This window comes from Streptomyces sp. NPDC101776 (assembly GCF_044766845.1).
In the GTDB taxonomy this organism is placed as follows: domain Bacteria; phylum Actinomycetota; class Actinomycetes; order Streptomycetales; family Streptomycetaceae; genus Streptomyces.
The window spans coordinates 40,481-60,817 of sequence record NZ_JBIWMV010000008.1 but is presented as its reverse complement, the minus strand read 5'-3'; the positions used below and the strand labels follow the sequence as shown (position 1 = coordinate 60,817).

At 70.0% G+C, this 20,337-nt stretch carries 20 protein-coding genes; 14 read left to right on the top strand and 6 right to left on the bottom strand.

The window, feature by feature from the left end; translation table 11 throughout:
- Positions 1-17 precede the first annotated feature (17 nt).
- From ACIRRY_RS24815 to ACIRRY_RS24795, 5 genes are all read left to right on the top strand, one after another.
- Positions 18-1,364 (top strand): endo-1,4-beta-xylanase, encoded by a 1,347-nt coding sequence (locus ACIRRY_RS24815; protein ID WP_403976498.1) that lies wholly within the window; start codon positions 18-20, stop codon positions 1,362-1,364.
- 123 nt (positions 1,365-1,487) lie between these two features.
- On the top strand, positions 1,488-2,540 hold the full coding sequence (locus tag ACIRRY_RS24810) for an LCP family protein (RefSeq protein ID WP_403976496.1): 1,053 nt from the start codon (positions 1,488-1,490) through the stop codon (positions 2,538-2,540).
- 236 nt (positions 2,541-2,776) lie between these two features.
- Positions 2,777-3,133, top strand: coding sequence for a YciI family protein (locus ACIRRY_RS24805; protein WP_043676922.1), 357 nt, complete (start codon positions 2,777-2,779; stop codon positions 3,131-3,133).
- A gap of 91 nt (positions 3,134-3,224) precedes the next feature.
- A complete protein-coding gene (locus ACIRRY_RS24800; protein ID WP_403976494.1) occupies positions 3,225-4,532 on the top strand; it encodes an RNA polymerase sigma factor in 1,308 nt (435 codons plus the stop codon).
- Positions 4,533-4,611: 79 nt separating this feature from the next.
- Positions 4,612-5,289 carry a hypothetical protein gene (locus ACIRRY_RS24795; protein ID WP_403976492.1) on the top strand — a complete coding sequence of 226 codons (678 nt, stop codon included), beginning with the start codon at positions 4,612-4,614 and terminating at the stop codon, positions 5,287-5,289.
- An 11-nt stretch (positions 5,290-5,300) separates the two neighbouring features.
- On the opposite strand, the gene ACIRRY_RS24790 is transcribed toward ACIRRY_RS24795, so the two are convergent.
- Positions 5,301-6,602, bottom strand: coding sequence for a methyltransferase domain-containing protein (locus ACIRRY_RS24790; RefSeq protein ID WP_403976490.1), 1,302 nt, complete (start codon positions 6,600-6,602; stop codon positions 5,301-5,303).
- On the opposite strand from ACIRRY_RS24790, the gene ACIRRY_RS24785 reads away from it, so the two are divergent.
- The gene (locus ACIRRY_RS24785) at positions 6,585-7,559 is read left to right on the top strand and encodes a polysaccharide deacetylase family protein (RefSeq protein WP_403976489.1); all 975 of its coding nucleotides are present in this window, start codon (positions 6,585-6,587) and stop codon (positions 7,557-7,559) included. The two genes, ACIRRY_RS24790 and ACIRRY_RS24785, sit on opposite strands and share 18 nt — an antisense overlap.
- The gene (locus ACIRRY_RS24780; protein ID WP_403976487.1) at positions 7,556-8,266 is read left to right on the top strand and encodes a hypothetical protein; all 711 of its coding nucleotides are present in this window, start codon (positions 7,556-7,558) and stop codon (positions 8,264-8,266) included. Before ACIRRY_RS24785 ends, ACIRRY_RS24780 begins: the two co-directional genes overlap by 4 nt.
- Here ACIRRY_RS24780 and ACIRRY_RS24775 read toward each other — a convergent pair.
- Complete coding sequence (locus ACIRRY_RS24775) at positions 8,257-8,562, bottom strand: hypothetical protein (protein WP_403976485.1); 306 nt, start codon at positions 8,560-8,562, stop codon at positions 8,257-8,259. The two genes, ACIRRY_RS24780 and ACIRRY_RS24775, sit on opposite strands and share 10 nt — an antisense overlap.
- A gap of 731 nt (positions 8,563-9,293) precedes the next feature.
- Here ACIRRY_RS24775 and groES point away from each other — a divergent pair.
- Together groES and groL are read left to right on the top strand one after the other, a co-directional pair.
- Positions 9,294-9,602 (top strand): co-chaperone GroES, encoded by a 309-nt coding sequence (gene groES / locus ACIRRY_RS24770; RefSeq protein WP_019066754.1) that lies wholly within the window; start codon positions 9,294-9,296, stop codon positions 9,600-9,602.
- Between the two features lie 147 nt (positions 9,603-9,749).
- Positions 9,750-11,369, top strand: coding sequence for a chaperonin GroEL (groL, locus tag ACIRRY_RS24765; RefSeq protein WP_403976483.1), 1,620 nt, complete (start codon positions 9,750-9,752; stop codon positions 11,367-11,369).
- A gap of 96 nt (positions 11,370-11,465) precedes the next feature.
- On the opposite strand, the gene ACIRRY_RS24760 is transcribed toward groL, so the two are convergent.
- Entirely contained in the window at positions 11,466-12,239 is a 774-nt protein-coding gene (locus ACIRRY_RS24760; RefSeq protein ID WP_403976481.1) for an SDR family NAD(P)-dependent oxidoreductase, read from the bottom strand.
- Positions 12,240-12,347: 108 nt separating this feature from the next.
- The gene (locus tag ACIRRY_RS24755; RefSeq protein ID WP_403976479.1) at positions 12,348-13,016 is read right to left on the bottom strand and encodes an MOSC domain-containing protein; all 669 of its coding nucleotides are present in this window, start codon (positions 13,014-13,016) and stop codon (positions 12,348-12,350) included.
- 80 nt (positions 13,017-13,096) lie between these two features.
- Between ACIRRY_RS24755 and ACIRRY_RS24750 the strand changes: the two genes are divergently transcribed.
- The gene (locus ACIRRY_RS24750; RefSeq protein ID WP_403976477.1) at positions 13,097-14,014 is read left to right on the top strand and encodes a LysR family transcriptional regulator; all 918 of its coding nucleotides are present in this window, start codon (positions 13,097-13,099) and stop codon (positions 14,012-14,014) included.
- A 41-nt stretch (positions 14,015-14,055) separates the two neighbouring features.
- On the opposite strand, the gene ACIRRY_RS24745 is transcribed toward ACIRRY_RS24750, so the two are convergent.
- Positions 14,056-14,385 (bottom strand): WhiB family transcriptional regulator, encoded by a 330-nt coding sequence (locus ACIRRY_RS24745; RefSeq protein WP_403976475.1) that lies wholly within the window; start codon positions 14,383-14,385, stop codon positions 14,056-14,058.
- Positions 14,386-14,766: 381 nt separating this feature from the next.
- Between ACIRRY_RS24745 and ACIRRY_RS24740 the strand changes: the two genes are divergently transcribed.
- The 4 genes from ACIRRY_RS24740 (at position 14,767) to ACIRRY_RS24725 (ending at position 19,139) form a co-directional block, all read left to right on the top strand.
- Positions 14,767-15,378, top strand: coding sequence for a response regulator transcription factor (locus ACIRRY_RS24740; RefSeq protein WP_003948568.1), 612 nt, complete (start codon positions 14,767-14,769; stop codon positions 15,376-15,378).
- Positions 15,379-15,644: 266 nt separating this feature from the next.
- On the top strand, positions 15,645-16,232 hold the full coding sequence (locus ACIRRY_RS24735) for a sigma-70 family RNA polymerase sigma factor (protein ID WP_200715865.1): 588 nt from the start codon (positions 15,645-15,647) through the stop codon (positions 16,230-16,232).
- 162 nt (positions 16,233-16,394) lie between these two features.
- On the top strand, positions 16,395-17,900 hold the full coding sequence (guaB, locus tag ACIRRY_RS24730) for an IMP dehydrogenase (RefSeq protein ID WP_403976473.1): 1,506 nt from the start codon (positions 16,395-16,397) through the stop codon (positions 17,898-17,900).
- 114 nt (positions 17,901-18,014) lie between these two features.
- Positions 18,015-19,139: a GuaB3 family IMP dehydrogenase-related protein gene (locus ACIRRY_RS24725; RefSeq protein WP_403976471.1), complete on the top strand. Its 1,125-nt coding sequence runs from the start codon at positions 18,015-18,017 to the stop codon at positions 19,137-19,139.
- Positions 19,140-19,713: 574 nt separating this feature from the next.
- Here ACIRRY_RS24725 and ACIRRY_RS24720 read toward each other — a convergent pair.
- The gene (locus tag ACIRRY_RS24720) at positions 19,714-20,313 is read right to left on the bottom strand and encodes a hypothetical protein (RefSeq protein WP_403976469.1); all 600 of its coding nucleotides are present in this window, start codon (positions 20,311-20,313) and stop codon (positions 19,714-19,716) included.
- Positions 20,314-20,337: the final 24 nt, after the last annotated feature.

Here is a 20,337-nt window from a genome sequence, read left to right as displayed (position 1 = left end):
CTTTCGGAGGCACCCGCATGAGATCTCTGAGAACCGGCTTGTCCCTCGCGGCCCTGTTCACCGGCGCCGCGCTGCTCTTCGCGGCCCCCGCCGCGCACGCCGCCGACACCCCGCTGCGCGACCTCGCCGCCGCGAAGGGCAAAGTCATCGGCACCGCGGTCACCGGCTCCAAACTGACCGGCACGTACGGCGCCGTCGCCGGCGCCCAGTTCAGCTCGCTCACCCCCGGCAACGCCATGAAGTGGGAGACCGTCGAGCCGACACAGGGCAGCTTCAACTGGTCGGAGGCGGACCAGATCGTCGCCTTCGCGCAGGCCCACAACCAGCAGGTGCGCGGCCACACCCTGGTCTGGCACAGCCAGAACCCCAGCTGGCTGACGAACGGGACCTGGACGTCCGCCCAGCTCGGCAGTCTGCTCCAGAACCACATCAGTACCGAAGTCGGCCGCTACAAGGGCGAGATCACCGCCTGGGACGTGGTGAACGAACCCTTCAACGAGGACGGCACCTACCGCTCGACGCTCTGGTACAACGGCCTCGGCGCCAACTACATAGCCCAGGCGCTGACTTGGGCGCACGCGGCCGACCCGGCGGCCAAGCTGTACATCAACGACTACAACGTCGAGGGCGTCAACGCGAAGTCCACCGCCCTGTACAACCTGGTCAAGTCCCTGAAGGCGCAAGGCGTTCCGGTAGACGGCGTCGGCCTCCAGGCCCACCTCATCCTCGGCCAGGTCCCGGCCACCCTCCAGCAGAACATCCAGCGCTTCGCCGACCTGGGCGTGGACGTGGCGATCACCGAGCTGGACGTACGGATGGCGCTTCCGGCGGACGCGGCCGAACTCGCCCAGCAGAAGGCCGACTTCAAGAGTGTCGTCGCCGCCTGTGTCGCCGTCACGCGCTGCGTCAACGTCACCGCGTGGGGCTTCACCGATTCCGACTCCTGGGTGCCGGGCACCTTCCCGGGCTACGGGGCGGCGACGCCGTACGACGAGAACTACGCGCCGAAACCGGCGTACTACGGCATCGCGGAGGCGCTCGGCGGTACGACGACGACCCCGCCGCCGACCGGGGCGTGCTCGGCGGCGTACGGCGTGAGCAGTCAGTGGAACACCGGGTTCACCGGGCAGGTGACGATCTCCTGCTCCGGTGCCTCGCTGTCGTCCTGGAAGGCGACCTGGACGTACGGCGCCGGCCAGCAGATCACGCAGGCCTGGAACGCGGCCTGCACCCAGTCCGGGGCCGCCGTGAGTTGTGCGAACGCGAGCTACAACGGGTCGGTGCCGGACGGGGGTTCGGTGACGTTCGGGTTCAACGCGTCCTGGACCGAGAGCAATCCGGTACCGGTGGTGACCCTGGGGTGAAGGGGACGAGAGGGCGGGGCGGGGCGTGAAGCGGGGCTGAGAACCGTGAGATTTTCCGTAGAAAACCGTCCTGGGACGCCTCCCCTAACTTTCTCCTAATAATTCGGACTTACGTTCCTCCCCGTGACGGACAAAGAGAACGCCGATTACGACAGACGAGTGGGCCGGCGATCGAGAGTGCTGAAGATCGCCGGCCTCACTCTGGCCGGCGCCCTCGTCCTGGGCGTCGCCACGGCGGGCTGGGCCTACTGGCACCTCAACAGCAACATCAAGAGCGTCGACATCGACAGCGCGCTCGGCACCGACCGCCCCGCGAAGGCGGTGACCACGCCCTCCGCCGCCGCGTCCGCGTCCGCCTCCCCCGTGCCGACCGGCTCCCTGAACATCCTGGTCCTCGGCTCCGACTCGCGCAGCGGCAAGGAGAACAAGGCGCTCGGCGGCGGCAGCAGCACCGGCGCCCGCTCCGACACCGCGATGGTCGTCCACCTCGACGCGGGCCGTACGAAGGCCACGGTCGTCAGCATCCCGCGCGACACCCTCGTCACCCGCCCGTCCTGCCCGCTGTCGTCGGGGGGTTCCACGTCGGTGGCGTACAACGCGATGTTCAACACCGCCTATTCGGTGGGCGGTCCGGTCTGCGCGGTCAAGACGGTCGAGTCGATCACCGGGGTCCGCATGGACCACTACATAGAGATCGACTTCGCCGGCTTCGCGAAGCTCGTCGACGCGCTCGGCGGGGTCACGGTCACCACCACCCAGGACATCGACGACGACGACAGCCACCTGCACCTCAAGAAGGGCACCCACCACCTCAACGGCACGCAGGCCCTCGCCTTCGCCCGCACCCGGCACGGCATCGGCGACGGCAGCGACCTCGGCCGAATAGGCCTCCAACAGACCCTGGTGAAGGCCCTGTTGAGCCAGATCTCGTCCCATGACCTGCTCACCGACCCGACCAAGCTCTACGAGGTCACCGACGCGGTCACCGACAGCCTCACCACCGACACCGGCCTCGACTCCCTGAGTGAACTCATCAGCCTCGGCGAGAGCCTGAAGGGCCTGTCGGCGGACGAGGTGAAGACGGTGACGATGCCGAACGTCACGGCACCGTCCGACCCGAACCGGGTGGTCGCGAAGGAGCCGGCGGCGAGCGAGCTGTGGGAGTCCCTGAAGTGACCGGGCGCCGGGAGAGCCGACCCGCTGGAAGCCGTGTATCTCGGCCTAACCGTCGTATGGCGTGAGAGTAGTTAGTTTCGGTGACACAGGTGGCGGACTCCTCTGCCGGGCGGCGGCGGGCCGTCCGGAAAATCTTCGGAGAGTTCCGGCGAGTGTGTCGATCCGGCGGTACCTCGTTCGACGCATGGTGGAGAGGCCGGGAAGAACCCGGCCGGAGAACGACCCGAGGAGTCACCATGCCCCGCTATCTCTCCCTCGTGCAGATCGACGAGAAGACCGCCCCCGCCGAGGGCCCCAGCCCCGAACTGATGCAGCGCATGGGCGAGCTGATCGAGGAGATCACCAAGGCCGGCGTGATGCTCGACACCGCGGGCCTCACCCCGACCGCGCAGGGCGCCCGCGTGCACTGGGAGGGCGGCAAGATCTCCGTGACCGACGGCCCCTTCACCGAGTCCAAGGAGGTCGTCGGCGGCTACGCGCTCATGCAGTGCAAGGACATGGCCGAGGCGATCGAGTGGACGAAGCGGTTCCTGAAGGTGCACGAGGAGTTCTGGACGGTGACCTGCGAGGTGCGGGAGATCGCGGAGGGCTGAGCGGTCCGTGTTCTTCGTTCTTCCGCTTTCTTCCGCGGCGGGCCCCGGCCTTCCTTGGTCCGAGGCCGCCGGGGGTGTTGCATGGTGGGCTGTGACTCCGGAATCACAGCCCACCGCGGCCCCGCACGGCAACACCACGAACTCACGCGGCAACGCCACCGACCCGCACACCACCATCGAGACCGTCTTCCGCATCGAGTCCCCCCGCATCATCGCCGCCGTCGCCCGCACGGTCCGCGACGTCGGCATCGCCGAGGAACTTGCCCAGGACGCCCTGGTCGCCGCCCTTGAGCAGTGGCCGAGGGACGGCGTGCCCGACAACCCGGGCGCCTGGCTCATGGCCACCGCCAGGCACCGCGCCGTCGACCTGATCCGGCGCCGGGAGAACTACGCCCGCAAGCTCCAGGAGATCGGCCGCACCCTGGAGACCACGGCCCCGCCCGAGGAACCCGCCACCCCCGACGACATCGACGACGACCTCCTCCGCCTGGTCTTCACCACCTGCCACCCGGTGCTGTCCCCCGAGGCCCGCACCGCCCTCACCCTCCGCCTCCTCGGCGGCCTGACCACCCCTGAGATCGCCCGCGCCTTCCTCGCCCCCGAGCCGACGATCGCCCAGCGCATCGTCCGCGCCAAACGCACCCTGGCCACCAAGAACATCGCCTTCGAGGTCCCCTACGGCCCCGACCGCGAGGCCCGCCTCGGCTCCGTCCTGGACGTCATCTACCTGATCTTCAACGAGGGTTACGCGGCGACGACCGGCGACGACTGGCTCCGCCCCGGCCTCTGCGAGGACGCGCTCCGCCTCGCCCGCCTCCTCGCCGGCCTGATGCCGAAGGAACCCGAAGTGCACGCCCTGGCCTCGCTGTTGGAGTTCCAGGCCTCCCGCTCGGCCGCCCGCACCGCCCCGAACGGCGACCCCGTCCTCCTCAAGGACCAGAACCGGCGCCGCTGGAACCGCCTGCTCATCGCCCGCGGCATCACCGCCCTCGGCCGCGCCGACGCGGCCGCCACCGGCGCCCCCGGCCCCTACGCCCTCCAGGCCACCATCGCCGCCTGCCACGCCCACGCGTACACCTACGACGAGACCGACTGGCCGACCATCGCCACCCTGTACGGCCTCCTCGCCGCCCGATCGCCGTCCCCGGTGGTCGAGTTGAACCGCGCGGTGGCCGTCTCGATGGCGGACGGTCCCGCCCCCGCGCTGGAGATCGTCGACACCCTCGCCGCCGAACCCGCCCTGCGCGACTACCACTTGCTCCCGAGCGTCCGCGGCGACCTGCTGCTGCGCCTGGGCCGTACGACGGAGGCGAGGGCGGAGTTCACCCGAGCCGCTTCCTTCGCCCGCAACGAACGCGAACGCCAACTCCTGCTGCGCCGGGCGGAGAAGGTGTCGTAACGGGATACACACGGCACCCCCGGTACCAGAATTCGACGGAGCGTCACATGGCTGGCCGGGGGACTCGGGGGACTGAGACGTGCTGGATGCTGTCGACGGCCAGATCCTCGCGCTGGACGGCGCGTCGGTCATCACGGCCGTAGGAGGAGTGGCGGCCGCCGCCACCTCGGCCGCCTGGGGGACACCACTCGGACTCGACGTCGTCCGCAACGCCATCCTGGACGGTTCCGTGCCCCACGAACTGAGGTACGACACGGGGCGGGGTGGGTTCCGCTCCTGGCCGGGGAGGATCGCCCGTCGTCTCGCCGAGACCCTGTCCCCGTACGGGGATCTCGGCGTCGCACAGCATCTCTCCGACGTGGACCTGACGTCCCCCCAGGCGGTCGACCACGCCCTTGGCTGGCTCCACGCGTTGGCTCCCGAGGCGGGGGTGGACCTCTATCTGCGTCTCAGCAGGCAGGGGTACCTGGGCCTCCAATCGCCGGCCCCAAGACAGGTTCCGCACTCGCGAGTCCATGCGGTCCTTGAGTACACGCGTGGTGCTTCGACGTCGTCGGACCATGAGGTGAGGAGCCTTCTCTCGGCCGCCGCCACGGTCGCCGACGACGCCGAGTCGATCAGCCTGTTGTTGTGGCACATTCGATGGCCGAACCACGAGATGAACCGTCACGCCCACGACCTCGCCCACACAGCAAGCCGCCGCGCCCGCGTCCGAGTCCGAGTCCTCCGAGACCACACCATCGAACCCCTCCCCTGACAGCCCGACCGTCAGACAGGCCGCCCGATCAACATCGCCGGCGCCCCCGCCACCCGAGTAAGAAACACCGTCGCCGAGTTGGGCCCCTGAGGCTTCACCTTCTTCCGCAACTCCTCCGGCTCGACCGCGGACCCCCGCTTCTTCACCGTCAGCACACCCACCCCCCGCTCCCGCAGCACCGCCTTCAACTTCTTCACGCCGAACGGCAGTTGATCGGTGATCTCATAGGCGGAGGCGTACGCAATCGGCCGTAGCTCATCGGCCGTCACATACGCGATGGTCTCGTCGATGAGCCCACCCCCCACCTCCTCCGCGACCTCGGCGACGAGATGCGCGCGGATGACGGCACCGTCGGGCTCGTACAAGTACCGCCCCACGGAACGGACTTCAGGGTCCCGCAGCCCACGTCCGTGCAGAACTCGCGGACCGGGCAGCAGAGTTGCCCGGACGGCACCCGGCCGCACCCCCGCCCCGAACCACAGCACCGCCTCCTTCACATCGCCCCCGTCGGAGATCCACTCCGCCTCGGCCGTCGAGGGGATCGCCTCGTGAGGGACCCCGGGCGCGATCTTCAGCGCGGCGAGCGGGGCCGCCGTAGCCGCGCCGATGGCCCAGGACAACGGCGGTGAGTACGCCTCGGGATCGAAGATGCGTCCCCGTCCACCCCGCCGCGCGGGATCGACGAACACGGCGTCGTACGACGACGTGTCCACGTCCGTGACATCCGCCTCGCGCACCTCGATGAGGTCGGCGAGGCCCAGTGCCTCCGCGTTCGCGCGGGCCACCGCGACCGTCAGCGGGTCGCGGTCGACGGCCAGCACCCGCACCCCCGCCCGCGCGAGCGCGATCGCGTCGCCGCCGATTCCGCAGCAGAGGTCGGCGACGGAGGTCACGCCCAGGTCCAGCAGCCGGCCGGCGCGGTACGTGGCGACGCTCGACCGGGTCGACTGTTCGAAGCCGTTCGGGGTGAAGAACATGCGGTCGGCGTCCTCGGGGGCGAACTTCGCCGCTGCCGCCCGTTGCCGCAGCCGGGCCTGGCCGAGGGCCGCCGAGACGAGCTCGACGGGGTGTTCGCGGCGCAGCCGGGTCGCGACGGCGAGTTCCTTGGCCGGGTTGGTGCCGCGGACCTCGTCGAGGAGGGCGCGGCCCTCGGGGGTGAGCAGGGCGGCGAAGGCGAGTACGGGGTCGTTCACCGGGTCATTGTGGGCCAGTCGGTGGACGGTGTGCCTCCGGTGGCGGTGTGTTGGCGGTGTCGGCGCGGGGATCGGGGCCGGTGCCTGAAAAGATCCGACCCCATGCGAGTAGTCGTACAAAATGACATCAATCGGGCGCGTGGAGATCAGGCGGGCCGGGGAATCCGGGGCGATCGGGGTCGGCTGACGGGAGTCGCCCGTGGCGCGCTCGCCGCCCTCGCGCTGGCCGCTCTGGTCTCCGGGTGCGGTGAGTCCGGTTCCGGCGCGGCCGTCCACCCGGCAGGCGGCGCGCAGCCGCTGCACGCGCCCCCGGCCCGCGCGCTGGACTCCTACGCGACCAAGTTGCGCGCCGCCTACGCGGCCCGGGTGGCCGCCGCGAAGCGCTGGGGGCTGCCGAAGGTGCCCCTCCAGGCGCCGTCGGCCCCCGCGCGGAAGCCGGAGATCACCGCGCGCAAGGGCTTCGAGGTGGACGACCAGGAGGAGCTGAACCTCCCGCCGGTCTTCACGACGATCCCCACCAAGCAGAAGATCGTGTTCCTGACGATCGACGACGGCGAGAACAAGGACCCCGCGTTCCTGCGGATGATGAGCGACCTGAAGATCCCGTACACCGCCTTCCTCAGCAACTACCTGGTGAAGGACGACTACGGCTACTTCAAGAAGATGCAGGCCCAGGGGCACACGCTCAACAACCACACCCTCACGCACCCGTACCTGCCGGGTCTGTCGTACGCCGAGCAGAAGCGCGAGATCTGCGGCATGCAGGACATCATGAAGAAGCAGTTCGGCAAGGCCCCGACGGTCTTCCGCCCGCCCTACGGCAACTACAACCACGACACCCTCGTCGCCGCGAAGTCCTGCGGGATCAAGTACGCCCCGATCTGGGACGAGGAGGTGTACGTCGACCACTGGGAGTACCGCGAGGACGACCAGGAGCTGCACCCCGGTGACATCGTCCTGACGCACTTCCGCGGCCGTGACGAGTGGAAGGGCACGATGGTCGACGACATGCGCCGCTTCCTGGGCAAGGTCACCGCCGAGGGGTATGCGGTGGCCCGCCTGGAGGACTACCTGTGAGGGTTCGGGTACCGGTGGCCGTCGTCCTGGCGGCCACCCTCCTCACCGGTTGCGCCCAGTCCGTCGACCCCATCGAACGGCTGGGCAAGAAGGCCGCCCAACGCGTCCACCCGCACGGCCCGACCCGCGAACAGCCGTACCGCCACTGGGGTTTGACGGCCCCCCTGGCCCCGGCCCCCACACCCTCCCTCCGGCCCGCCGCCCGCTCGGCGGGCCCGGGCCTGCCACCCGTCGTGGACCACGTCCGCACCCGTGACAGGGTCGTCTTCCTGACCTACGACGACCATGCCACCGGTGCGCGACAAGAGCCGAGGGACCCGAGGTTCGCCGATCTGGTTCGTGAACTGCGGCTTCCAGTCACGGTGTTCCCCACCGCCCCGGAGCGCGGCCACTTCGCCGGCCTGCCCTACGCCGCCCAGCGCACCGAGATCTGCGGCCACCGTCCGCGCCCCAACTCCCGCCTGCTCAGGCCCCCTTACGGGACGTACGACACGACGACCCGCCGAGCCGCGGCCGACTGCGGAGTCTCCGCCCTGGTCCTCTGGCGGGCCTCCACGACGACGGGCACCCTGACCTACGCCCGAGGCGAGCACCGCCTCACCCCCGGCGACATCGTGCAGGTGGGCCCGGCCGACAGCACGGCCCGACTGTTGCGCGGAATTCAGCAACGGGGGCTGACGGTAGGGCGGTTGGAGGACTACCTGTAGCCCAGGATCGTCACCATGAGCCCCAGGAACACGGCGGCGGTCAGGGCCTGCGCGGACCCGCTGATCGAATATCCGCGCCGGAAGAAGGAGACGCCGGCCGCGAGCGCCGCGACGATCAGCACGCCCAGCCACGCCGACGCCGCCAGGATGCTGCCGCCCATCCCCACGATCACGCTGGACATGAGGCCGAAGATGACCTCCACGGGCATCAGAATCGCCATCGCGCAGCCCTCGACGGCGGGGGAGGGACGGGGTGGGGAGGGAGCCGTCGTGGGGGAGGGGGACCGGGGAGGCATGGGGAGACGCTACGGGGTGGCTTGAGCGCCGGTCGGGGAGATCGGCCTGTCGGGGGTTCGGGGAGGAATGCCGGCTCGGGCGGTCTGGGCGAGGGCGCGGCTCTTCGGCGTAGGCCAGTCTTCGGCGCAGGCCGGCGAATCCGGTTCGTCCGGTGTTCGGGGAGTGGGACCGCGGTCTCCGCCGCAGGCCGGCGAAATCAGCCGTCCGGCGTTCGAGAGGACCGGGCCGCCCTCCTTCGGACCAGGCCGGTAGATCCGGCCTTCGCGGCGGTCATGGACCGGGCCCGCGCCTCTCCCGTGCAGGTCGGCGGCGAAGTCGGCCTGTCCGGTGTTCGAGGGTGGGGCACCTGGTCAGCTCAGGTCGGCCTTCAGGGCAGGCGGTTCTTGAGTACAGGCGGTTCTTGAACGCAGGCGGACACAATCAGCCCGTCCGGCGTTTGAGGACGAGGCCGTTCAGGCCGAAGGGGGGTCTGGGGGCCCAGCCCCCAGGGACGGCGACACCAACACCCCCGCCACACAGCCCAGGGCGACTGAAAAATTCGGCTCAAGCGCCGCGGGCATTGGCACTCCGCTTGACCGAGTGCTAATCGCAGTCATAGTCTCAGGTCTGGCACTCCCCCCTGGAGAGTGCCAATAGCGACGGGCAGGTCCGGCACCCGCGACGACGGATCCACCTGGTCGCCACCTCAGACAGTTAACCCCGTGAGATCTCCGAAGGGGGAGGTCGGATCGTGACGACCACCAGCTCCAAGGTTGCCATCAAGCCGCTCGAGGACCGCATTGTGGTCCAGCCGCTCGACGCCGAGCAGACCACGGCCTCTGGCCTGGTCATCCCGGACACCGCCAAGGAGAAGCCCCAGGAGGGCGTCGTCCTGGCCGTGGGCCCGGGCCGCTTCGAGAACGGCGAGCGACTTCCGCTCGACGTCAAGACCGGCGACATCGTGCTGTACAGCAAGTACGGCGGTACCGAAGTGAAGTACAGCGGCGAGGAGTACCTCGTCCTCTCGGCCCGCGACGTGCTCGCGATCATCGAGAAGTAAGAGCCTCCGGGGTCACCCCCGGAAGTTCTGTGCTTCACGCACATTCTGTATGTGAGCTACGCCCCTGGCCCCCGCGACCTTATGAAGCCGGGCGTCAGGGGCGTAGTTCGTTTCACCCACGTTTTCCGAGAGGGCTGAACCGCTCCCATGGCGAAGATCCTGAAGTTCGACGAGGACGCCCGTCGCGCCCTCGAGCGCGGCGTCAACAAGCTTGCCGACACGGTCAAGGTGACGATCGGCCCCAAGGGCCGCAACGTCGTCATCGACAAGAAGTTCGGCGCCCCCACCATCACCAACGACGGCGTCACCATCGCCCGCGAGGTCGAGCTCGACGACCCGTACGAGAACCTCGGTGCCCAGCTGGTGAAGGAGGTGGCGACCAAGACCAACGACATCGCGGGTGACGGCACCACCACCGCCACCGTGCTCGCCCAGGCGCTCGTGCGCGAGGGCCTGCGCAACGTCGCCGCCGGCGCCTCCCCGGCTTCCCTGAAGAAGGGCATCGACGCCGCCGTCAAGGCCATCTCCGACGAGCTGCTCGCCACCGCGCGGCCGATCGACGACAAGGCCGACATCGCGGCCGTCGCCGGTCTGTCCGCGCAGGACAGCCAGGTCGGCGAGCTCATCGCCGAGGCGATGGACAAGGTCGGCAAGGACGGTGTCATCACCGTCGAGGAGTCCAACACCTTCGGTCTGGAGCTGGACTTCACCGAGGGCATGGCCTTCGACAAGGGCTACCTGTCGCCGTACTTCGTGACGGACCAGGAGCGCATGGAAGCGGTCCTCGAGGACCCGTACATCCTCATCCACCAGGGCAAGATCAGCTCCATCCAGGACCTGCTGCCGCTGCTGGAGAAGGTCATCCAGGCCAACGCCTCCAAGCCGCTGCTGATCATCGCCGAGGACGTCGAGGGCGAGGCCCTGTCGACCCTGGTCGTGAACAAGATCCGCGGCACGTTCAACGCGGTCGCGGTCAAGGCCCCCGGCTTCGGCGACCGTCGCAAGGCGATGCTCGGCGACCTCGCCACCCTCACCGGCGGTCAGGTCATCGCCGAGGAGGTCGGCCTCAAGCTCGACCAGGTCGGCCTGGACGTGCTGGGCTCCGCCCGCCGCGTGACGGTCACCAAGGACGACACCACGGTCGTCGACGGTGCCGGCGACTCCTCCGAGGTCGCGGGCCGCGTCAACCAGATCAAGGCCGAGATCGAGAACACCGACTCCGACTGGGACCGCGAGAAGCTCCAGGAGCGCCTCGCGAAGCTGGCCGGCGGCGTGTGCGTGATCAAGGTCGGCGCCGCCACCGAGGTGGAGCTCAAGGAGAAGAAGCACCGTCTGGAGGACGCCATCTCCGCGACCCGCGCCGCGGTCGAGGAGGGCATCGTCTCCGGTGGTGGCTCCGCACTGGTCCACGCCGCCAAGGTCCTCGAGGGCAACCTCGGCAAGACCGGCGACGAGGCCACCGGTGTCGCGGTCGTGCGCCGCGCGGTCGTCGAGCCGCTGCGCTGGATCGCCGAGAACGCCGGCCTCGAGGGCTACGTCATCACCGCCAAGGTCGCCGACCTGGAGCCCGGCCAGGGCTTCAACGCCGCGACCGGCGAGTACGGCGACCTGGTCAAGGCCGGTGTCATCGACCCGGTCAAGGTCACCCGCTCCGCCCTGGAGAACGCCGCCTCCATCGCCTCCCTGCTCCTCACGACCGAGACCCTGGTCGTAGAGAAGAAGGAAGAGGAGGAGCCGGCCGCCGGTGGTCACGGCCACTCCCACTGACGCGAGTCGGTGACCCCGTAACACACCGAAGGCCCGGCGCCCCTCTGGGGGAGCCGGGCCTTCGTGTCGCCGTCACTGTCAGCGGGACGGCTGCCGTCACTGCGGCCCGTACTTCCGCCCGGTCTTCGACGTGATCCCGCCCAGCACCGCCTGCGGGGTGACCTTCACCAGGCCCATCAGCGCCTTGTAGCGCGGGTCCGGGATCGACAGCGACTTGCCGCGCGCGAGGTCCGCGAGCGCCGCCGCGACCAGCTTGTCCGCGTCCAGCCACATCCAGTTCGGGATGTTGTCCGTGCCCATCCCGGCCCGCTGGTGGAACTCGGTCCGTACGAAACCGGGCGCCAGCGCCATCAGCCGTACGCCGGTCCCGGCCAGGTCCTTGGCCGCCCCCTGGGTGAACTGCACCACCCACGCCTTCGACGCGCCGTACGTCCCGCGCGGCACGAAGGCCGCCACCGACGCCACGTTGACCACCCCGCCGCGCCCGCGCTCCCGCATCGCCTCGGTCGCCGCGCCGGTCAGCCGCAGCACCGCCTCGCAGTGCACCTTGAGCATCCTCAGCTCGTCGGCCATCGGTACGTCGAGATAGCGGCCCTTGTTGCCGAAGCCCGCGTTGTTGACCAGCAGGTCGACGGGGTGCTTGCGGTCGGCGAGGCGGGCGGCCACCGCCTCGATGCCCTCGTCCGTGGCGAGGTCGGCGGTCAGCACCTCCGCCTCGATGCCGTGCCGGTCGTGCAGTTCGGTCGCCTGCTCCCCGAGCCGCGCGGTGTTCCGCGCCACCAGCACGAGGTTGTGCCCGTCCGCCGCGAGCCGCCGCGCGAACGCGGCACCGATCCCCGCGGTCGATCCCGTAATCAATGCCGTTGTCATGGCGCAAGATTAGTGACCCGGAGCGAGCCGGTCCGATCTCTGCACAGGGCCTCCCGATCCGTGACGAACACGTGTCGAACACCGCGTCGAACGGGCGGTGGCGCCAGGTCAGCCCGGGTACTCCGCGACATACTTCCGCGCCTGCGCCAGCGCCTCCGGATGCAGCGCCTCGCCCGCCAAAAGCAACTGCGGCAGCAGCTCCCGCTCGGTCGTCACGGCCCGGAACTGGAGGGCCACCGTCACCTCGTGGTCGGGCCGGTGCACGATCTCGATCGCGTCGCCCGCCCGGATCTCACCGGGCTCGATCACCCGCAGATAGGCCCCCGGCGCCCCCTTCACGGTGAACCGTTTCACCCACCCGCGCTCGCCCAGATGGTCCTGGAACGTACGGCACGGGATCCGCCCGCAGGTGACCTCCAGGACCACCTCGGAACCGATCCGCCAGCGCTCGCCGATCCGCGCCCCGGACACGTCGAGCCCCAGCGTCGTCAGGTTCTCCCCGAAGGAGCCGTTGGCCAGCGGGCGCCCCAACTCCCGCTCCCAGTCGTCGAGATCCTCGCGCGCGACCGCGTACACCGCCTGGTCGTCGCCGCCGTGGTGGCGCCGGTGACACACCGCGTCCCCGGCCAGCCCGCTCCCGGCGACACCTTTGGGCCCGGGCGCGCTCACCCGCACGGCCGCGCCGGTCGGCCGCTTGTCGATGCCGGTCACCCCGTCGGGCTGCTCCGTGTACGGCACGGCCGTGGCCCGGCCCAGATTCAGCGAGAGAAGCTTCATGGAGGCACGGTAGGCGAGATCACCTCAAAGGTGCGACGCGTTTTTCATCGCCGTACCAAAGAAGCACTTATGCTCGACACATGATCGAGGCCCGACATCTCCGTGTGCTGCGCGCCGTCGCCGCCACCGGCTCCTTCTCGGCGGCCGGGCGTGAACTGGGCTGCACCCAGCCCGCCGTGAGCCAGCAGATGAAGGCCCTGGAGACCTCGGTCGGCACCCCGCTGCTGATCCGCACCGGCCGCGAGATGCGCCTGACCCAGGCGGGCGAGGCCCTGGTCCGGCACGGGGCGGGCATCCTCGCCGGCCTCACGGCAGCGGAAGAAGAGGTCGCAGCGATCGCGGGCCTGCGCGCCGGCCGGGTCCGCCTGGTCTCCTTCCCCAGCGGCAGCTCGACGCTCGTCCCCACCGCACTGGCCGCCCTGCGCGCCGCGCACCCCGGAACCCGCGTCTCCCTGGAGGAGGCCGAGCCGCCGGACTCCGTCGACCTCCTCCGGGAGGGCGATTGCGACGTGGCACTGGCCTTCCGTTACGAGGCCGCCACGGGCGCCGAGGACTGGTCCGACCTGGTGGTCCGCCCGCTGCTCAGCGACCGCCTGGTCGCCCTGGTCCCGGAAAAACACCGGCTCGCGCGCGCGGGGTCGGTCGCCATCGGCGAACTCGCCCGCGAACCCTGGATCGCCGGGTGCCCGCGCTGCCGGGGCCAGTTGGTCGAGGTGTGCGAGACGGCGGGCTTCACCCCGCGCATCGATTTCGCGACCGACGACTATCCGGCGGTCGTCGGCCTGGTGAGCGCGGGCCTGGGCGTCGCCGTCCTGCCCCAGCTCGCCATCGAGTCCGTACGGCCCCGGGGCGCGCGGACGGTGACGCTGGAACCGGCGGTGCGGCGGGAGATCGTCGCGCTCACCCTGCCGGACCTGGAGCGGGTGCCGGCGGTGGCGGCGACCCTGGGCCAGTTGGAGCGCGCTGCCGCGACGGGACGCCCGGGGCGCGAAAAGTAAGGGGCACGCGCGTGCGTGCCCATCCGTGCGGAAACGTTCCTTCAGTTGTTCGAAGCGGAGTCCCCGCCGGCCGCCGAGGCCGACACGAGCCGATTGCGGGCCCGCCCCATCAGTTCTTCGCGCTCGTCCTCGGTCAGGCCGCCCCAGACGCCGTACGGCTCGCGCACCGCCAGCGCGTGCGCCGCGCACTGTGCGCGGACCGGGCACCTCATGCAGACCTCTTTGGCCGAGTTCTCACGAGCGCTTCGTGCCGCACCGCGCTCGCCCTCGGGATGAAAGAAGAGCGAGCTGTCGACCCCTCGGCAGGCAGCCAGGAGCTGCCAGTCCCACAGGTCCGCGTTCGGTCCGGGAAGGCGGGAGAAATCTGCCATTGCGTGACCCCTTGTAGCCGTTATGGGCGGATACGGTGTCCACGACCGTACAACTACGATCTAAGGAGATGAAAATATGACTCATTGCGAATCTAGCCTCAGACACCAGTAAAAGGGAAGAAATAGGGCTGAATGGGGCACCGGTTGTGATGAAAGCTTGAGGGTCGGCCCCGCATGCCTCCACCGTGTCCGCACCCTCACGTAGAGTGCCGAAGAGGACACACGGCCCCGTAACTCTTTCGAGTGACCGTCGTTGAGAGTGCGAGGCGGTTGAGAACAACAAGAGCTCGGGCAGGCGTCCGAGACGGTCGACCGCACAGGTGACGATTTCGTACCAGCCTGGAGGCTCAAGGTGACGCGCATCAGTTGCGGAGGGCGGCCATGACATCCGTCCTCGTCTGTGACGACTCCCCGCTTGCCCGAGAGGCGCTCCGCCGCGCGGTCGCGACCGTGCCCGGTGTCGAGCGCGTGACGACGGCGGCCAACGGCGAGGAAGTCCTCCGCCGCTGGGGTGCCGACCGTTCGGACCTCATCCTGATGGACGTCCGCATGCCCGGACTCGGCGGTGTCGAGACCGTGCGGCGGCTGCTGTCCGCCGACCCGGGCGCACGCATCATCATGCTCACCGTCGCCGAAGACCTGGACGGCGTGGCCCTCGCGGTCGCGGCCGGCGCCCGCGGCTATCTGCACAAGGACGCCTCGCGCGCCGAACTGCGGGCCACGGTCACCCAGGCCCTCGCCGACCCGACCTGGCGACTGGCCCCCCGCCGGCTGCGCTCCGCCGAGATGGGCGCCGCACCGACGCTCACCGCGCGCGAGATCCAGGTCCTGGAGGGCATGAGCCACGGCCGCTCGAACGCGGAGATCGGCCGTGAGCTGTTCCTCTCCGAGGACACGGTCAAGACCCACGCCAGGCGGCTCTTCAAGAAACTCGGCGCCTCGGACCGGGCACACGCCGTGGCGCTCGGTTTCCGCTGGGGCCTGGTCCGTTAGGGCCAGGTCAGTGGGTCGTAGCGGGGATACGAGAATCCCCGCCCGCCACCGGGTGGGCGGGGACGGTGAAGGGGCCCGCCGGGCGCCCGCTGCTCGTTTCGCCGCGGATGCCGCATCCTTGAGGTGTGGAGTTCCTCGGGGACGAGTCGGTCGAGCGGGAGGGGAGGGCGCAGGAGATGAGTTCCGGCGCACCTGCTCATAACGCTTCGGTGCACAACAACGGACGCGGTGCCACGGACCCTTCGGCCACAAGGCACCATGGACCGATGCGTGACGACGAGGGGGCCAGTGCCCAAGGGGCGATTGGTGGACTCGTCCTTCGCGCGGTCGACGGAGACGAGCAGGCCACCCACGATCTGCTCGCCCACGTCCACCCCCTGGCACTGCGCTACTGCCGCACCCGGCTGTCCCGACTCCCGGGTGACGCGCGGCACTTCGTGGAGGACCTCGCCCAGGAGGTCTGCGTGGCTGTCCTCCTCGCACTGCCGCGCTACAAGGACACCGGCCGCCCCTTCGAGGCCTTCGTCTTCGCCATCGCCGCCCACAAGGTCGCCGACCTCCAGCGGGCCGCGATGCGCCACCCCGGCTCCACGGCCGTCCCGTCCGACGAGATGCCCGAGCGGCCGGACGACTCCCTCGGCCCCGAGGAGCGCGCCCTGCTCAGCAGCGACGCCGAATGGGCCAAGAAACTCATGGCCAACCTCCCGGAGAACCAGCGCGAGTTGCTTCTGCTGCGTATCGCCGTCGGCCTCACCGCCGAGGAGACCGGCCAGATGTTGGGAATGTCACCCGGCGCGGTCCGGGTCGCCCAGCACCGCGCGCTGAGCCGGTTGCGGGCACTGGCCGAGCAGTAGCACCCGTACGGGCGCCACCTTTTTTGAACAGCCGGGCGCCCGGTTCCGTACGAACATACGAAGCCCGGAGTCAGCCGTAGCCGTGGAATCGTGGAATTCGGGGCGCCTGCTTCCCGTTAGCATGGACATCCGCACCGATCAAGGCCATTTGGGGAAGGTGTCATGACTGCCAACGTCGACGGAGTGCCCGCCAAATTCGCGACACTAGGGCTGACCTACGACGACGTGCTGCTGCTGCCGGGCGCGTCCGACGTGCTGCCGAACGCGGTCGACACCTCGTCCCGCATCTCGCGCAACGTCCGGGTCAACATCCCGCTGCTCTCCGCGGCGATGGACAAGGTGACCGAGTCCCGCATGGCCATCGCGATGGCCCGCCAGGGCGGCGTCGGCGTGCTGCACCGCAACCTGTCCATCGAGGACCAGGTCAACCAGGTCGACCTCGTGAAGCGCTCCGAGTCCGGCATGGTCACCGACCCGATCACCGTGCACCCGGACGCCACGCTGGCCGAGGCCGACGCCCTGTGCGCCAAGTTCCGCATCAGCGGCGTCCCGGTGACCGACGGCAACAAGAAGCTGCTCGGCATCGTCACCAACCGTGACATGGCCTTCGAGACCGACCGCTCCCGTCAGGTGCGCGAGGTCATGACCCCGATGCCCCTGGTCACCGGCAAGGTCGGCATCACCGGCGCCGACGCCATGCAGCTGCTGCGCCGCCACAAGATCGAGAAGCTTCCCCTGGTCGACGAGTCCGGGATCCTCAAGGGCCTCATCACGGTCAAGGACTTCGTCAAGGCCGAGCAGTACCCGAACGCCGCCAAGGACGCCGAGAGCCGCCTGATCGTCGGCGCCGCCGTGGGCGCCAGCCCCGAGGCGCTGGAGCGCGCCCAGGGCCTCGCCGAGGCCGGTGTGGACTTCCTGGTCGTCGACACCTCGCACGGCCACAACAGCAACGCCCTCAACTGGATGGCGAAGATCAAGTCGAGCGTGAACGTCGACGTGATCGGCGGCAACGTCGCCACCCGTGACGGCGCCCAGGCCCTGATCGACGCCGGTGTCGACGGCATCAAGGTCGGCGTCGGCCCCGGCTCCATCTGTACGACCCGCGTCGTCGCCGGCATCGGCGTCCCGCAGGTCACCGCGATCTACGAAGCGTCCCTCGCCGCCCGCGCGGCCGGCGTCCCGCTCATCGGCGACGGCGGCCTGCAGTACTCCGGCGACATCGGCAAGGCGCTCGCCGCCGGCGCCGACGCGGTGATGCTCGGCAGCCTGCTCGCGGGCTGCGAGGAGTCGCCGGGCGAGCTGCAGTTCATCAACGGCAAGCAGTTCAAGTCGTACCGTGGCATGGGCTCGCTCGGCGCGATGCAGTCCCGCGGCCAGGGCCGGTCGTACTCCAAGGACCGCTACTTCCAGGCCGAGGTCGCCTCCGACGACAAGCTCGTGCCCGAGGGCATCGAGGGCCAGGTGCCCTACCGCGGCCCGCTGGCCAACGTGCTGCACCAGCTCGTCGGCGGGCTGCGCCAGACCATGGGCTATGTGGGCGCGGCCACCATCGAGGAGATGGACACCAAGGGCCGCTTCGTCCGCATCACGTCGGCGGGCCTCAAGGAGAGCCACCCGCACGACATCCAGATGACGGTCGAGGCACCGAACTACAGCCGCAGCAAGTAGTCGCCACGCGCGCGTGAACCGAGTCGAGGGCGGCTCCGGAGCATCCGGGGCCGCCCTTGTCGTACCCGTCGGCGATACTGGAAGACGCTGAAACGCAGAGGAAAGGCCACAGACGTGACTGAGATCGAGATCGGGCGCGGCAAGCGCGGCCGCCGGGCGTATGCCTTCGACGACATCGCCGTCGTCCCCAGCCGCCGTACGCGGGACCCGAAGGAGGTCTCCATCGCCTGGCAGATCGACGCCTACCGCTTCGAACTGCCCTTTCTGGCCGCCCCCATGGACTCGGTCGTCTCCCCGGCCACCGCGATCCGCATCGGCGAGCTCGGCGGCCTCGGCGTGCTGAACCTCGAAGGACTCTGGACGAGGTACGAGGACCCCCAGCCCCTGCTGGACGAGATCACCGAGCTGGACGCGGACGCCGCGACGCGCCGCCTCCAGGAGATCTACGCGGCTCCCATCAAGGAGGAGCTGATCGGGCAGCGCATCAAGGAGGTGCGCGACTCGGGCGTGGTCACCGCCGCCGCGCTCTCCCCGCAGCGCACGGCCCAGTTCTCCAAGGCCGTCGTCGACGCGGGCGTGGACATCTTCGTGATCCGCGGTACGACGGTCTCCGCGGAGCACGTGTCGGGTTCGCACGAGCCGCTGAACCTGAAGCAGTTCATCTACGAGCTGGACGTCCCGGTGATCGTCGGCGGCTGCGCCACGTACACGGCGGCCCTGCACCTGATGCGCACGGGCGCGGCCGGCGTCCTCGTCGGCTTCGGCGGCGGCGCGGCCCACACCACGCGCAACGTGCTGGGCATCCAGGTCCCGATGGCCACGGCGGTCGCCGACGTGGCCGCCGCCCGCCGCGACTACATGGACGAGTCCGGCGGCCGGTACGCGCACGTCATCGCCGACGGCGGTGTCGGCTGGTCCGGCGACCTCCCCAAGGCGATCGCCTGCGGCGCGGACGCGGTCATGATGGGCTCCCCGCTGGCCCGCGCCACGGACGGCCCCGGCAAGGGCCACCACTGGGGCATGGAAGCGGTCAACGAGGAACTCCCGCGCGGCAAGAAGGTCGACCTCGGCACGGTCGGCACGATCGAGGAGATCCTCACGGGTCCGTCGCACATTCCGGACGGCTCGATGAACATCTTCGGGGCGCTGCGCCGCGCGATGGCGACCACCGGTTACAGCGAGCTGAAGGAGTTCCAGCGCGTCGAGGTCACGGTGGCGGACTCGCAGCACAAGAGGTAGGCGGTAGGCGGTCTACGACGCTTCGAAGGGCCCGGGCCTGGGTGGTCCGGGCCCTTTCGTGTGCCCAAGTGGGGGTGGTGGGGCGCGTGTTGGGATTGGGGGCGCACGGTTGCGTTCGGGGCGAAAATTCGCAGGTGGGGCGTGTCGGGGCGGTAACGTCCGTGATCGGCGCCCCAGTTGTGTGGGGTGCCCCCTTCCACGGAAATCGTTCCGGACCCGGGCTCTCGGGGCCCGGCCCGAATTCCAGACGAACCGCCTACCGGGCTAATGGGCGGCCTCGAGGAAGGGGGCGCCCATGGGTCGCCACCGCAAGCTCACCCGCTGGGACCTGATCCGTCTTCGGATGGTGAAGCAACGCAGGAGGTGGATCTTGTGGATGTACGGCGGAAAGTGAGCGGCCACCCCCATACCAACTAGGGGTGGACACTCCGTTCACTTTTCAGGAGCTCACCGCAGTACCCGCTGCGGTGAGCTCCACCTGCTTCTCACGGTACCGGCGCCGCGCGCCACACGCCACCAGCCCCCGACGCACACCCCGCCCCAAGCGCCCCCGTGCGCAACCCGTGCGCCGGGGTCAGAGCGCGGCCTTCTTCGCCCCCGAGAACGCGGCGAACGCGGCGATGGCGAAGAAGGCGAAGGTGAGCGGGTCGGCGTCGGCCTTCCAGGCGTCCTGGACCACGTCGAAGTGGTCGAAGAAGACCTTGCCGAAGCTCACGCCGAACTCGTCCGCGATGAACATCGCGTCGCCGACCAGCTGGCCGAGGTAGACCGCGCCCAGTGCCAGCACCGCGCTGACCACGGGAAGCGCGGGATTGCGCCCGCCGAGCCTGCCCGCCGCGAGGCCGATGACGAAGCCGACGCCGATCGCCGCCCAGCCGATCTCGTGCTTGGTGGTGCCGATGACGAAGCCGTAGACGCCGGCGGCGACCAGCGCGGCGCCGACGGCGGCGACCAGGCCGAGCGCGATGTTGTTCTTCGGGGGCGCGGGCGGGGCGTACGGCGCGCTCGGGGCCGGAGGCGGCGGTACGGCGCCGGGCTGCTGGGCGTACGGGTTGCCGTCGACCGGCTGCGGCTGCGGCTGCGGCTGTGCGGGCGTGGGCGCGGGCGCCTGCGGCTGGGCCGGCGCCTCGGGCTGCGGCTGTGGCTGCTGTGGTGGCGTGGCTGACTGGCTCATGACAGAAATCCCCCCACGGGATGT